A 14,414-nucleotide genomic window follows, 5' to 3' on the forward strand; every position below is an offset into this window, starting at 1 on the left:
TAATTATGGAGGATTTTTTGATGTTTGATAATTTTCGCGTATTCGAGACAGAGCTCGCAGGGCGCAAAATAACCTTCGAAACAGGCAAAATGTGCGGGCTTTCCAACGGCTCCTGCTTGGTTCGCTATGGCGAGACCACTGTGCTGGTCAACGCTACCCTCTCTGAAAAGCCCCGGGATGGCATCGATTTCTTTCCTCTTTCAGTTGATTACGAAGAAAAGCTTTATTCGGTAGGCAAAATCCCCGGTTCCTTTATGCGTCGGGAAAGCCGCCCCTCCGAGACTGCCATTTTGGCTTCTCGTCTGGTGGACAGGCCCATTCGTCCCCTCTTCCCCGCCGGTATGCGCAACGACTGCACCGTGGTTATGACCGTTATGTCCACCGATCTGGATTATTCCCCTGAGATCGCAGGCATGATCGGCACCTCCTTTGCTCTTTCCATTTCGGATATTCCGTGGAACGGGCCCATTGCCGGTGTCAACGTAGGTTTGGTGGATGACGAACTGATTCTCAACCCCACCTTTGAACAGCGCCAGAAAAGCCGCTTGAATCTCACCGTTGCCGGTACTGCCGATAAGGTCTGCATGATTGAAGCCGGTGCTGATCAGGTTCCCGAAAATGTTATGATGGATGCCATCAAGCTGGCACACAGCGAAATCCAGAAGATTGTCGCTTTCATCTCCAAGGTGCAGGCAGAAATTGGCAAGCCCAAGCTGTCTTTTGAACCCCAAGAGGTTCCCCACGATATGTTCGAGGCTGTTAAGAGCTTTGCTTCGGATAAAATCAAGTATGCCTTGGATACCGACGATAAAACCGTTCGTGAAGCCCGCTTGGCTCCCATTGTCAAGGAAATTCACGAGGAGTTTGACCCCCAGTATCCCGAGCAGACTTCCAAGCTGGATGACTGCGTTTATAAATTGCAGAAATACATTGTCCGCCGCTGGCTGCTGGATGAGCAAAAGCGTGTGGATGGCCGTGGCATGAATGAGATTCGTCCCCTTGATGCGCAGGTTGGCCTGATTCCCCGTGTTCACGGTTCCGGTATGTTTACCCGCGGCCAGACTCAGGTTCTGACCATTGCCACACTGGGCCCTGTTTCCGATGCTCAGATGCTGGATGGTGTGGACGGTCAGGAAAATCGCCGCTATATGCATCACTATAACTTCCCCTCCTATTCTGTGGGCGAAACCCGCCCTTCCAGAGGCCCCGGCCGCCGGGAAATCGGTCATGGTGCTTTGGCTCAGCGTGCGCTGGAGCCTGTTCTTCCCGATTTAGAGGATTTCCCTTATGCTTACCGCCTCGTTTCTGAGGTTCTCAGCTCCAATGGTTCCACCTCTCAGGGTTCCATCTGTGGTTCCACACTGGCTCTGATGGATGCCGGTGTGCCCATCAAGGCTCCCGTTGCCGGTATTTCCTGCGGACTCATCACCGAGGGTGACCGCTGGATGACCATGGTGGATATTCAAGGCCTTGAGGATTTCTTCGGCGACATGGACTTTAAGGTTGGCGGTACTCATAACGGTATCACCGCAATCCAGATGGATATCAAGCTGGATGGTCTGACCTATGATATCATTGAGGAAGCTTTTGAAAAATGCCGCAAGGCTCGCCTGTATATCTTGGATGATATTATGCTCAAGGCAATCCCCACCCACCGTGAGGAGCTTTCCACCTATGCACCCAAGATGCTCAGCCTAACCATTCATCCGGATAAAATCCGTGAGGTTATCGGTTCCGGCGGCAAGGTGATTCAGCGCATCTGCGCCGAGTGTGATGTCAAGATTGACATTGAAGACAGCGGTAAGGTGTTTGTTTCCGGTATCAACATCGATAACGCCCGCCGTGCTGTTCAGGTCATCCGCACCATTGCAGAAGACCCGGAGGTTGGTGCCTTCTATAAGGGTAAAGTTACCCGCCTGATGAACTTCGGTGCTTTTGTTGAGATCGCACCGGGCAAAGAAGGTCTCGTCCACATTTCCAAGTTGGATATGGATCGTGTGGAGAAGGTTGAAGATGTGGTGAGTGTGGGCGATGAGGTTCTGGTTAAGGTTACCGAAATCGATCAGCAGGGCCGTATCAATCTTTCCCGCAAGGATGCCCTGATCGCTATGGAAGCCAAGAAAAAGCAAGCCGGTAACTAAGTAGGCTTTGTGATTTATACTCAAGTGGGAGTGGCAAGCTCCGCTCCCACTCCTAAGCTTGTGTGGCTCAATGGCAGAGCAGCTCATTCGTAATGAGCAGGTTGTCGGTTCGATTCCGACCACAAGCTCCAAAAAAGACATAGCTACTCCCTCAGGGAGTAGCTATGTCTTTTTATATCTAAATATGGTATTATAAATTTATAATACCATATACGCAAACAGCAATTTGAGGAGATAGATAAGGTACAATAAGTTTGATAAGGTACAATAAGTTTCGCAAATAAGAAAAGGACAAGGTTTAAGTCTCTGGTAAAATGGGAGTAACGACACCACCATTTTGAAAGGAGACAGAAAACCATGTCCGAGAAAATTGTACAACTAAACGAGGAAGTAATCAAGGTAGAAATCCGGGAACTGGTGCGCAATAGCGTGGAGGAAACACTCAATGGGTTGTTGGAGCAGGAAGCACAGCAACTGACCAATGCCGCGAAATATGAACGCAGTGAGGGTCGACAGGGCTACCGCAGCGGGCACTACAACCGGAATCTGACAACAACGTCAGGGGATGTGGAGCTGAAAATGCCGAAGCTGAAAGGAGTGTCCTTTGAGACAGCGATTATTGAGCGGTACCGCCGCCGGGAAAGCAGCGTAGAAGAAGCATTGATTGAGATGTATCTGGCCGGGGTATCAGTACGGCGAGTAGAGGATATTACAGAGGCATTGTGGGGAAGCAAGGTGTCACCAGCCACGATCAGCGAACTGAACAAGAAAGCGTATGTCCACATTGAAGATTGGCGGGGTCGCCCCTTGCAAGGCGGGAAATACCCATATGTCTATGTGGACGGCATCTACCTTCGCCGCAACTGGGGCGGAGAATATGAGAATGTGGCTATCCTCGTAGCCATCGCAGTCAATGAGGACGGCTACCGGGAGGTGATTGGCGCCGCTGAAGGGATGAAAGAGGATAAAGCAAGTTGGGTGTCCTTCTTCCAATGGCTGAAAATCCGTGGACTTTCTGGTGTCAAGCTCATTGTGGGTGACAAATGTCTGGGTATGCTGGAGGCCGTCTATGAAGTGTTTCCCGACGTCAAATACCAGCGCTGCACCGTGCATTTCTACCGTAATGTATTCTCTGTTACCCCTCGCTCCAAGGTGAAGCTGGTAGCGAAAATGCTTAAGGCTATCCATGCGCAGGAAAGCAAAAAAGCGGCACGGGAGAAGGCGAAAGCCGTTGTGCAAGAACTGCACGCCATGAAGCTGACCCAAGCGGCCAGAAAAGTGGAGGATAGCATTGATGAGACGCTTACCTATGCCGATTTCCCACCCGAACATTGGACACGAATTCGCACGAACAACGTCATCGAACGCCTTAACCGTGAAATCCGTCGCCGTACAAGGGTGGTCGGCGCATTTCCTGATGGAAACTCCGCTCTGATGCTCGTCTGCGCACGTTTGCGCCATGTCGCCGGTACTCAGTGGGGTAACAAGAAATACATGAACATGAAGCATCTTGCTGCTGCAGCAGACGATGCTTTGATCGCTGGTTAATCCCACATTATCAGAGGCTCAAAACCAATTTGCGAAAAACTATTGACACTACCTAATCAGGTAGTGTCAAGAATTATGCGCAAATTAGTTTGCAGCCTGTAATGGAATAAGGGGTAGTGTCCAGAATATTGTGTAAACCTCCGAAGTCAGGTAGAATAAAACTATGACTTTGGAGGTTTCGTATTATGGCAAGAAAAGAACGCAGGGACAACAGCAAGCTGCGGGAACTAATGGAAGAGTACGGGGTCAAAACAATGGAGGATGTTCACAACTTCGTGAAGATGCTCACCGGTGAGACGATCCAGACGGCGCTGGATGCGGAGCTGGAAAGTGAGTTAGGTTACTCAAAATACGACTACAAGAACAAGGAAACGGACAACAGTCGAAACGGGTATTCCCAGAAGACCGTACAGGGCAGCCTGGGCGAGCTGGAAATCAGCGTCCCCCGCGACCGAAAAGGCGAATTTGAGCCGCAGCTGGTAAAAAAGCACCAGACGGATGTATCGGCCATTGAGGACAAGGTTATCTTTCTGTATTCTCAAGGGGTTTCCACTCGGGACATCCAAAAAACCATGCGTGAGATGTACGGTATAGAAGTGGATGACAGCCGGGTCAGCAAGATCACGGACAAGCTGCTGCCGGTGATCCGAGAGTGGCAGGAGCGCCCCTTACAGAGCGTGTATGCCATGGTGATACTGGATGCGGTGCACTACAGCGTTCGTGAAAACGGCATTGTTACGAAAAAGGCCGCATATGTCGCCATTGGTACGGATTTGGAAGGAAAAAAGGATGTTCTGGGCATCTGGCTTGGAGCAACGGAGTCGGCAAAATATTGGCTGAATGTGCTGACCGGCCTCAAGAATCGCGGCGTAAAAGATATCCTGATTGCATCTGTGGACGGGTTTTCCGGGTTTGTTGAAGCCATCCATGCCACGTTCCCACAGACCGAAATTCAGCGCTGTATCATACACCAGATTCGTGCCTCAACCCGGTATGTAAGCTACAAGGATGTCAAGGAATTCTCGGCTGATTTGAAGCCCATTTACAAGGCTGCAACGGAGGAATCCGCCCTGACAGCGCTGGACGAGCTAGAAACCAAATGGGGCTCAAAATACGCCCTGGGCATCAAGAGCTGGCGGATCAACTGGCCCGAGCTTTCCACCATGTTCAAATACCCCGCTGAGATTCGCACGCTCATCTACACCACCAATGCCATCGAGAATTTCGACCGGCAGCTGCGCAAGGTGACAAAGACCAAGAGCGCCTTCGTTTCCGATGATGCGCTCATGAAAATTCTTTATCTGGCCACTATGAACGTCACCGGGAAATGGACCATGCCTATTCGAAATTGGGGTACCATTTTAGATCATCTTATGATTTATTTCGAGGATAGGGTGCCCGTCACCCTCTGATTTCAAATTCCTGACTTCGGACTTTACACATTTTTTTACGCACTGCCCGTTTAATCGGAGAAATGAATACCCTTGCATAGAAAATTTCATTATATGGATACCACAAGGCTAACCAATGACCAACAATCTTCGCTTGAGGTGTTTTTCTAAGCTTTAACAGCCCATCGCAGTTTTGCGGAGCGTGCACGAGGATTTTCCCTGCACTCTGCTGCTGATGCTCTAATGACATTTCTTGCCACATCGCTATAAATACCTTGATTTAATAAAGCCTTAAAGGATTTTTTAACAAGACGATCCTCGCCTGAATGAAATGTTAGTATGGCTACGCGCCCACCTGTTTTTAGAACATGAGGAAGCTTTTCCAAAAATTCAGATAAAACATCAAATTCACGATTTATATCAATCCTTAATGCTTGAAAGGTTCTTTGACTCGATTTGTTGACTGCGTCCTTACGCTGTTTTGCCGGTATAAAACTTAAAGTTTCATTGATTATTTCACGGAGTACCGTTGTAGTTGTGACATCCAACCCTTTTTTAATCTTGGAAACAATCGCAATCGAGATTTCCCTTGCATAAGGCTCGTCTGCATTTTTGGTTAAAATTTCTTCTAATTCGTATTGAGAAATCGTTCTTAGACGATCAGCTGCAGTATAGCCATCTTCAGGGTTTAAACGCAAGTCTAACGGGCCTTCGCGCTTATAGGTAAAGCCTCTTTCTGGATTATCTATTTGCATGGAAGACACGCCTAAATCAGCAAGTACAAAATCGAGACTACCCGGAGTTACCGCCCTATCTATATTTGCAAAATTCATCTGCTTAACCGTTAATATCTCCGAGCCATAGCCCAGCTTATTCAGACGATTCTTTGTTTTAACAATTTCAATCGGGTCTACATCAAGAGCATATAAACGTCCATTAGCGTTAAGGCGTTTCAGCATTTCTACTGTATGGCCACCATATCCAAAAGTTGCATCCAAGCCGGTTTGCCCCGGTTGTATTTGTAAGATTTCCAGTATTTCTTCTACACAAATCGAAATATGCATTCCGGCAGGTGTGTTGCCCTTTTGAATGATTTTCTCTATCGTTTCACCATATTTATCGGGTTCTAGCTCTTTGTATTTTTCACTAAAATTCTTAGGGTGCGTTCCTTGATACCTTGTCCGGCGCTTGTGCGGAACCGAATTATTCATTTTCTACCTCGCTGTTGTTATTAATATTTAGAATGATGTGCCGACAAAAATAAATCCTCTCTTATTGAGGCTGCTCTTTTATTGCAGTAATGAATGCGTCCGCATTTTCGGGAGGAGAAATCTGTTATCGATTATATGGATAACCAAGCATGAAGAAATAATGCAAATAGTCATGACAATCCTAGGGCTTTTCTTAACCCTAAATGCACCACGAACCGTTTGTCAAAATCAATTTCCGCTTCTTTTCTATAATTCCACGAATAAAAATCTCGCTGCTTATATTCGTTAAACCATTTGTTACCTATTGCCCCAAAAATATATAGTGCATCCAAAGTTGTGTTTAATTCTATATCTGGGAACAGGCGAGTGTGATGTTTTGCATAGAACTCTTCGACATCTGAATATTCAAATTCGACTTTTCTTAATTGGGCCAATAACTTAAACATTTGTGTAATAACAGGGTCATCATAATGTCCACATAATTCGTTTTTAATTTCTTGTAAGAAATAACGCGAATAATCCTCTTCTTTCTGTACAAAGTGAAACCATATAAACCGGTCAGAATGCGAAAAGTCCCTATCAGAAACAATGAAGTTACAGTAGGTGACTATATCGCGCGGACGAAAAAAAGTCCTACCTAGAATAAATTCTTCAGTCTTCCTACCATTTATGTTTTCTGGAAATAAAGAATAATAAATATCGTTGTCACTTTTACCAGACATATTCTTTATTGATTTCCTAATCTTATTATAGATCATTTGCATCAATGGTGAAAATTTGTCAACTGAGTTTCCCCAATCTATGCGAACTCCTGCATCAATACATATTTTATTTAGATCCCCATCATTTAGCACATCCATTATATCCGTACGAACCAAAGTGATAAGCTTACAATCAAGACCGTTTGAAAAAAACTGCCTATTAAGCTTTGCGGTGATTTTCAGAAGGCTTATAAGTATAGATTTATATTCAACATTGTTTCTAAATCGATCATCTAGTTCATCAAAAATCAAAGTCAGACGAGTATTTGTTTGTGATAAAAGACTAAGTACAATACTCTCTAAGTTTTCTATGTACTCTAAATATGAACCTTTTTCACTAATTGATTCTGAGCCGTGTTTCCCTCCCAAAGAAAAAAAATCTTTTAAAAAACCGCCTTCAACTTCATTTGATTTCGTAATTTGTACAATTTTATTTGCAGTTATCTTAATTGATGTATAATTCTTTAAGAAAAAATTATTGAGACTATTGTACTCAGAGCTGGATTGAAGTTTTTGATCTTGTAAAAGCATTTTAGATATACATATAAGTATCAGCCAATGCCATATTTCAGTATATTCATTTGGATATTCTTCATCTTTGGTTTTTAATATCTGAAGTTCTGTAAATTTGAAATCTTTATATGAAACAATTTCACACATCCAAGGAGCATTGCTTAGTTTTGCTTTTTTTTGAATATATTCAGAAAGCATGGATTTACCACTGCCCTTGCGCCCCAAAAGAAGGAACTTGTCCGGCTGAAGAATCTTCTGATAATTATCATCATAGTTAAAAAAGTATTGCTCAAAGTTTTGGTTATATGCAGCTTCCTCTTTCCCATCATTTTTACCAAAATAAAGATTTTGCAATTGCATATTATCACCTCATGATTCTTACATAATACTACTACCGATTATAGCCATAACCAAACCTCTAACCAATTCCGCAGTATGACTAATTCAAGAGATTATTAACCTGATAAGATATTACCAATCAAATCAAATATAATCCACATACATTATACACATATTTTTCAACAAAATCAAAAGGAACTCCAGCTTTTCATACAAGGCGAAGTTCCTTTTTATAGTAGGGAAAAAATATTTTTTATCCTTGGAATAACCAAGACATACCTTTTTAGCATCTTTGGTAGTGTCAATAGTTTTTCGCAAATTGGTTTTGAGCCTCTGATAATGTGGGATTAACCAGCGATCAAAGCATCGTCTGCTGCAGCAGCAAGATGCTTCATGTTCATGTATTTCTTGTTACCCCACTGAGTACCGGCGACATGGCGCAAACGTGCGCAGACGAGCATCAGAGCGGAGTTTCCATCAGGAAATGCGCCGACCACCCTTGTACGGCGACGGATTTCACGGTTAAGGCGTTCGATGACGTTGTTCGTGCGAATTCGTGTCCAATGTTCGGGTGGGAAATCGGCATAGGTAAGCGTCTCATCAATGCTATCCTCCACTTTTCTGGCCGCTTGGGTCAGCTTCATGGCGTGCAGTTCTTGCACAACGGCTTTCGCCTTCTCCCGTGCCGCTTTTTTGCTTTCCTGCGCATGGATAGCCTTAAGCATTTTCGCTACCAGCTTCACCTTGGAGCGAGGGGTAACAGAGAATACATTACGGTAGAAATGCACGGTGCAGCGCTGGTATTTGACGTCGGGAAACACTTCATAGACGGCCTCCAGCATACCCAGACATTTGTCACCCACAATGAGCTTGACACCAGAAAGTCCACGGATTTTCAGCCATTGGAAGAAGGACACCCAACTTGCTTTATCCTCTTTCATCCCTTCAGCGGCGCCAATCACCTCCCGGTAGCCGTCCTCATTGACTGCGATGGCTACGAGGATAGCCACATTCTCATATTCTCCGCCCCAGTTGCGGCGAAGGTAGATGCCGTCCACATAGACATATGGGTATTTCCCGCCTTGCAAGGGGCGACCCCGCCAATCTTCAATGTGGACATACGCTTTCTTGTTCAGTTCGCTGATCGTGGCTGGTGACACCTTGCTTCCCCACAATGCCTCTGTAATATCCTCTACTCGCCGTACTGATACCCCGGCCAGATACATCTCAATCAATGCTTCTTCTACGCTGCTTTCCCGGCGGCGGTACCGCTCAATAATCGCTGTCTCAAAGGACACTCCTTTCAGCTTCGGCATTTTCAGCTCCACATCCCCTGACGTTGTTGTCAGATTCCGGTTGTAGTGCCCGCTGCGGTAGCCCTGTCGACCCTCACTGCGTTCATATTTCGCGGCATTGGTCAGTTGCTGTGCTTCCTGCTCCAACAACCCATTGAGTGTTTCCTCCACGCTATTGCGCACCAGTTCCCGGATTTCTACCTTGATTACTTCCTCGTTTAGTTGTACAATTTTCTCGGACATGGTTTTCTGTCTCCTTTCAAAATGGTGGTGTCGTTACTCCCATTTTACCAGAGACTTAAACCTTGTCCTTTTCTTATTTGCGAAACTTATTGTACCTTATCGCATCTTTTACAGGAGTGGCTGCCGTTTCATTCAAAGAAATCACTCTAGAGGAAAAAGTGGCTGCGGAGGCAATTACCTCATGAATAAAACCCTCTGATAAAAAGATACACAGAAATTCAGTCTTTTATTCACAAGATTGAGTTTTAAGTAAGGCGCGTAACTATCTTAGTTTACGCGCCTTACCATATATAAAAGCAGTGTCAGGTGTGTAAATACCATAGCTTAGGCGCGTAAGTGTTCGCACTTACGCGCCTAAATATTGAACTAGGAGGTATGTACATTGGAAGGAGGAAAAGGCCCGTATCAAATCACAATGGAATACTGCTGGCAGCTAGTGCAGAAATACTCCATTCTGCAAGGAACACAGCTATATGTATTGCTCAAACGACACGCCGGCCTTTCCAAAAACAATCGTCACAAGCTGTTTCGTGCACTTTGCAGGCAATGGCATATTCATGAGCTGGAGCTAAGCGGTATTAAATATCTGGCACAGCAAAAGGAGCTGCAGCCAGTGGGGCGCTATGCCGCACAAATTGCCTGCTTCTGGGTACTACTGGACTATTTCGATCAGGTGGAGCGCCACTTTGCCACTGGCAGCTTTACACGAATCTCAATAGAGATCGCCGGTCAGGATTACAGTATTGTCTATGTGGCCAACGGAGAAGAACGGCTTTGTATGGAAAATATGAAGAAAGGGGGTGATACCCGGTATATCGCGGTGCTGGAAGACACCGGACAACTGCCGCTGATTCACGATAAAAAGCTTCGTGCCTTTGCCGTAGTAAGCACAATCGGAGAAATCACCTACTACACACCACGGGAGGAAGGCCTATGAACATAACAAAAATTACAATGGATTTGCTGCAGGAGAACACCAAAAACCGGCTCCGGCGCATACATAGGTATCTTGAAACCATTGACCTGATGGAAGGTGGAGAAAATCGCAGGCAGTTTATAATGCGCTCGCCGGTATTGCCCGAAATATTGAGCTGCTGACAAAGGAAAGCCGTGCAGCGCTTCTGGAGCTACACGCGGGATTGGAGGCTATGGGACTTGCCCCGGCGTATCTTCCACTGCCGGATGTATCCGGCGTAGAACTGGCGAAAACGAATGGCACGCTGGTCATCAAAATGGACGGCCTGCTGCCGTTCCCGGCAAAAGGGAACGTGTACTACCTCCATGAAAAGCTGAACCATGCACTGGGGCAGTGGCAGGTACAAAAAGGGCTTTGCGCACCCTTATTTACAGAGCGGTGCGCCGTGGTATTTCTTTACCATTACAGCTCCGGACAGTGGAACAGCAGGCAGGTAAGGGATTATGACAATCTGGAATACCGCTGTGTACTCAACACCCTTGCCCGCCGCCTGCTGTGGGACGACGACCCGCGCAGCTATGTGTGCTTTCACGGTGTAGTACCTGATACCTCGACCTATACTGAAATTCGGGTAATGGCGCTGTCGGCTTTTCAAAATTATATAAGCAATGAGTATTGAAAAAGTAACATTTCTTTCGGTAAAAAAGCATAGACGTTTTCGGTAAAAAATCCATCTTTTCAGCGAAGCTAGTTTTTTTACCGAATAAACATGCCTGATAGCGCAACGAATCAGGGTTTTATCTTTGAACAATCAGACAGGTTTAGAACACTCTATCGGATGATAGAGCGTTCTAAACAAGCCTTCGGGAGGTGAGTTTATCGGACGAAACCCAATTGTTGCCCCTGCCATTTTAGAGCTGTTATTCCTCGGTGGCTGTTTATCCAGACAAGTGCTTCACCTGCTGCCATACAGCTACGTCAAGGTGAATGACCGTCTAAGATACATGATTGATGACGGCCTCATTCGCTGTACCGGCAAAGGAGCGGACAAGCACTACGCTCTTCTTGATGCAGGACGGGAAATGCTCCATGCTTCAAACAGTTCACGTTACCCTCGCTGCCTGTTTGCGGACAACAACACGCTTCTGCGCGCTCCTGTTCGCGCTATGGCAACCGGGGATGCTGCCGCCCTGCTTCATCTTGGCGAATATACCGTACATCCCACAACCAAACCCGCCCTGCCTGCTCAGACCCCAATTTTTGAGGAGGAGATAGAAAGGCAGCTGTATCAAAATATGCCTCATTCATCCGGCAGCATACGTGCTTCACCCGTCAACTGCTATTACACCTCGGTAGAAATTAAGCGATATTTTGAAGGAAAGAACGCCGCCGGCCTGCGCTATTCCAGGGCCTGCGGCGTTTTGTACACCCCGGATGCTCTGCTGCGTGTATTTCACAGCCGGGATGTTGCGTTGGAGTACAAAAGTACTGGAGAAAACAAGCTGACATCCTTGTTGCCAAGGCTGTTTCCCGGCTATCTACCACCTTGCCGCGAAGCGCTTTTGGTACTGGGTGCCGGATTCACCGCAGCCCGTAAAATTTTGGCGGAGGAATTTGAACCGGAGCGGGTACGTATGGCAAGAATTTCAGGCCGTACCTGCCTGAGCACCAGAAACCTTGGCCGCCCCCTGTATTATCTGCCGGTGCAGCCAGCCAGCCTGCCGCTTCTGCGCCTTTTGGGATATCCCGGCTGGCTGGATTCGGTATCTTCTTTTCTGGCCGGACAGCTCTATGAGGAATACACCCTGCGGCAGGATGCGCTGTATGCAGATGGAGATGACGGGACAGCCCTCTTTATCGGCGTTCCTTTCGACCTGACCGCCTTTGCGGGACTGATCCGCCTGCTGCAAAACCGTCCCCAGCCCGTAAAGCTTCTGTGTCTTGATTGGCAGACAGCATTTTACCGGGAACTGATGGACATGTATACCGGGGATGCATCCAAACAGGTGCAGATTCTTTCGGTTACCAACGATACGGTTCGTGATATGGATGCGCAGCTTAGCAACTATTGGGGAGGTGATCAAGATGCGTAAGCTTTTCTCTAAATTGCTTTCCTTCCCTTTCAATAGGGCAAAGGAACTATGGAATAACAAAACATACAGGAGAATTGGCCTTGTGCTGATCCTCCTGTTTTTCTATCTGGCGGGTATTCTGGCGCAGTTCTTAAACAACCGGCACCAGTGGGTGCCGGGAAAGGAGCTGCACCTGCCCAGTGTCAATCCATTCAAATGCCTTGTAATGCTATTTACCCCCTTTGGGATACAGGCAATTGGCGGGCTGTTCTGCTTTGTACTGATTTCAGGTCTACTCTTCTATCTGCTAAGCGACAGCCGGGACCACCTTCGGTATGACAAAAAGCGCCGCTTCTATTACAGCACCAAGGGCACCTACGGCACAGCGGGCTGGATGGAACAAGCACGAACGGAGGAGGTGTTTATGCTGACGCCGATGGAGGAGGCTGATACAGCAACTGGTATCATCTATGGTCTCCGAGACGGAAGACTTGTATGCCGCAAGCCGGACAGCAGGCTCAACCCACACATTGCAGTATTGGGCGCATCCGGTTCCATGAAAAACCGTGCCTACGCCCGCAACGCTATTATTGCCAGTGCGCTTTCCGGCGAAAGCCTTGTGGTAACCGATCCCAAATCTGAGCTGCTGTCGGATACCCGGGGTTATCTGGAGGATATGGGCTATACCGTCAAGGCGCTCGATCTTGTGAATCCAAAGCGGAGTCACCGGTTTGACGGACTGGATGGCGTTTTGCAAAACCCGCTGGCGGTTTCGCAGATTGTGGAGGCGGTGATAGCCAACACAGGCGGCAGCACGGGAGACTACTTGTTTGATACGGCGGAGGGATACCTGCTGTCCGCCCTGATTTTTCTGCAAATGGAAAACGGCAGCGACGAATATCCCAGCCTTGGCAGAGCCTACAAAACACTGCTTTCGGCCAAAAGCCCGGACGAGCTTTCGGAGCAGTTCTGTGTCTTGCCCGAGAATTCCCATGGAAGGCAGAAATGGAACCTCTTTTCCATGGCATCCGAGAATGTGCGGGGCAACGTGATGATTGGGCTGGGAGCACGGCTGCAGGTACTGGAGCATGAGGAAATCGCAGAGCTGATGGCGTATCCTGACATGGATTTTACTGCTCTTGGCAAAGAGAGAACTGCCTATTTTTTAGTGCTGTCCGATCAGGACAATACCATGCGATTTATCTCCGCTATGTTCTTCTCTCTGCTCTTTATGCGGTTGGTGCACTATGCTGACAATGAATGTCCGGGTAAGCAGTTGCCGGTGGGCGTTAACCTGATTTTAGATGAATTCTGCAACCTGGTAGGGGCCATTCACTCGTTTCACATCAAAATCAGTACGGTGCGAAGCCGCAACATTCGTATCGCAATTATCTGCCAGTCCATCGGGCAATTGCAGAACCGGTATCCGGATAACCTGTGGAGCGAAATCATCGGCAATACCGACACTATCTTGTTTTTGGGCTGTACCGACCCTCTGACCGCGGAGTTCATCAGCGACCGCACCGGCGAAATCACCATCGGAGTGGATACCACCATGCGGCAGCGAAGCCTGTTTATGCCCTTTGATCTGGAACCCAGCTACCGCCAAAGTGAGGGAGCAGGACGGCGTATGCTGCTGACTCCCGACGAGGTTCTGCGGCTGGAGCCTGAAAAAATGCTGATCATTCTCAAGGGAGAACAGGTGCTGGAAGCGGAGAAATTTGATTATACCCGAAATGCAGAAAGTCGGAAGTTTCGAACCGTAGAGCCGTTTCCCGTACGAAGCACAGTGAAACCTGTTGAGCGTAAAATCTCTACACCATTAAAAGAGAGTGGCAGAAAAAAGCCCCGTTCATCTGCAAGCTTACACGGAAAGGCGGTGATGCAGCATGAAGCAGGCAGCCAGCTGAGCTTTTATGATACGGCAGAAACACAAAATGACGTCTCGGCACAGAAAACCGTGCGTCCTGATTTAACAAAATAA

The 14,414-nt window shown here is 47.2% G+C and carries 11 protein-coding genes and 1 tRNA gene; 9 read left to right on the forward strand and 3 right to left on the reverse strand.

Translation table 11 applies throughout. The annotated features are described in order from the left end of the window. Positions 1-20: 20 nt before the first annotated feature. From U6B65_04770 to U6B65_04785, 4 genes are all read left to right on the forward strand, one after another. Positions 21-2,141, forward strand: a complete 2,121-nt coding sequence (locus U6B65_04770) for a polyribonucleotide nucleotidyltransferase (protein ID WRS28449.1) — start codon at positions 21-23, stop codon at positions 2,139-2,141. A gap of 56 nt (positions 2,142-2,197) precedes the next feature. Beyond that, positions 2,198-2,272, forward strand: a tRNA-Thr gene (locus U6B65_04775). A gap of 226 nt (positions 2,273-2,498) precedes the next feature. Then, complete coding sequence (locus U6B65_04780; protein ID WRS28450.1) at positions 2,499-3,689, forward strand: IS256 family transposase; 1,191 nt, start codon at positions 2,499-2,501, stop codon at positions 3,687-3,689. Between the two features lie 185 nt (positions 3,690-3,874). Further along, positions 3,875-5,101, forward strand: coding sequence for an IS256 family transposase (locus tag U6B65_04785; protein WRS28451.1), 1,227 nt, complete (start codon positions 3,875-3,877; stop codon positions 5,099-5,101). Positions 5,102-5,247: 146 nt separating this feature from the next. Here U6B65_04785 and rsmH read toward each other — a convergent pair whose 3' ends face one another. The 3 genes from rsmH to U6B65_04800 form a co-directional block, all read right to left on the reverse strand. Further along, positions 5,248-6,291 carry a 16S rRNA (cytosine(1402)-N(4))-methyltransferase RsmH gene (rsmH, locus tag U6B65_04790; protein WRS28452.1) on the reverse strand — a complete coding sequence of 348 codons (1,044 nt, stop codon included), beginning with the start codon at positions 6,289-6,291 and terminating at the stop codon, positions 5,248-5,250. Positions 6,292-6,461: 170 nt separating this feature from the next. Then, positions 6,462-7,925: a hypothetical protein gene (locus U6B65_04795; GenBank protein ID WRS28453.1), complete on the reverse strand. Its 1,464-nt coding sequence runs from the start codon at positions 7,923-7,925 to the stop codon at positions 6,462-6,464. Between the two features lie 326 nt (positions 7,926-8,251). Further along, the gene (locus U6B65_04800; protein ID WRS28454.1) at positions 8,252-9,442 is read right to left on the reverse strand and encodes an IS256 family transposase; all 1,191 of its coding nucleotides are present in this window, start codon (positions 9,440-9,442) and stop codon (positions 8,252-8,254) included. A 382-nt stretch (positions 9,443-9,824) separates the two neighbouring features. On the opposite strand from U6B65_04800, the gene U6B65_04805 reads away from it, so the two are divergent. The 5 genes from U6B65_04805 (at position 9,825) to U6B65_04825 (ending at position 14,414) form a co-directional block, all read left to right on the forward strand. Then, the gene (locus U6B65_04805; GenBank protein ID WRS28455.1) at positions 9,825-10,379 is read left to right on the forward strand and encodes a DUF5697 family protein; all 555 of its coding nucleotides are present in this window, start codon (positions 9,825-9,827) and stop codon (positions 10,377-10,379) included. Continuing rightward, positions 10,376-10,540, forward strand: coding sequence for a hypothetical protein (locus U6B65_04810; GenBank protein WRS28456.1), 165 nt, complete (start codon positions 10,376-10,378; stop codon positions 10,538-10,540). Before U6B65_04805 ends, U6B65_04810 begins: the two co-directional genes overlap by 4 nt. Positions 10,541-10,590: 50 nt before the next feature. Further along, positions 10,591-11,037: a DUF6100 family protein gene (locus U6B65_04815; protein WRS28457.1), complete on the forward strand. Its 447-nt coding sequence runs from the start codon at positions 10,591-10,593 to the stop codon at positions 11,035-11,037. A gap of 271 nt (positions 11,038-11,308) precedes the next feature. Next, complete coding sequence (locus U6B65_04820) at positions 11,309-12,451, forward strand: hypothetical protein (protein WRS28458.1); 1,143 nt, start codon at positions 11,309-11,311, stop codon at positions 12,449-12,451. Further along, complete coding sequence (locus U6B65_04825) at positions 12,444-14,414, forward strand: type IV secretory system conjugative DNA transfer family protein (protein WRS28459.1); 1,971 nt, start codon at positions 12,444-12,446, stop codon at positions 14,412-14,414. The genes U6B65_04820 and U6B65_04825 overlap by 8 nt, the downstream gene beginning before the upstream one ends.

Source organism: Oscillospiraceae bacterium MB08-C2-2 (genome assembly GCA_035621215.1).
Classification (GTDB): domain Bacteria; phylum Bacillota; class Clostridia; order Oscillospirales; family Ruminococcaceae; genus WRAV01.

Bases quoted from the DNA above. Each gene is read 5' to 3' on its own strand.
- U6B65_04770 (WRS28449.1), top strand. From the start codon at position 21: ATGTTTGATAATTTTCGCGTATTCGAGACAGAGCTCGCAGGGCGCAAA.
- U6B65_04780 (WRS28450.1), top strand. From the start codon at position 2,499: ATGTCCGAGAAAATTGTACAACTAAACGAGGAAGTAATCAAGGTAGAA.
- U6B65_04785 (WRS28451.1), top strand. From the start codon at position 3,875: ATGGCAAGAAAAGAACGCAGGGACAACAGCAAGCTGCGGGAACTAATG.
- rsmH (WRS28452.1), bottom strand. From the start codon at position 6,291: ATGAATAATTCGGTTCCGCACAAGCGCCGGACAAGGTATCAAGGAACG.
- U6B65_04795 (WRS28453.1), bottom strand. From the start codon at position 7,925: ATGCAATTGCAAAATCTTTATTTTGGTAAAAATGATGGGAAAGAGGAA.
- U6B65_04800 (WRS28454.1), bottom strand. From the start codon at position 9,442: ATGTCCGAGAAAATTGTACAACTAAACGAGGAAGTAATCAAGGTAGAA.
- U6B65_04810 (WRS28456.1), top strand. From the start codon at position 10,376: ATGAACATAACAAAAATTACAATGGATTTGCTGCAGGAGAACACCAAA.
- U6B65_04815 (WRS28457.1), top strand. From the start codon at position 10,591: ATGGGACTTGCCCCGGCGTATCTTCCACTGCCGGATGTATCCGGCGTA.
- U6B65_04825 (WRS28459.1), top strand. From the start codon at position 12,444: ATGCGTAAGCTTTTCTCTAAATTGCTTTCCTTCCCTTTCAATAGGGCA.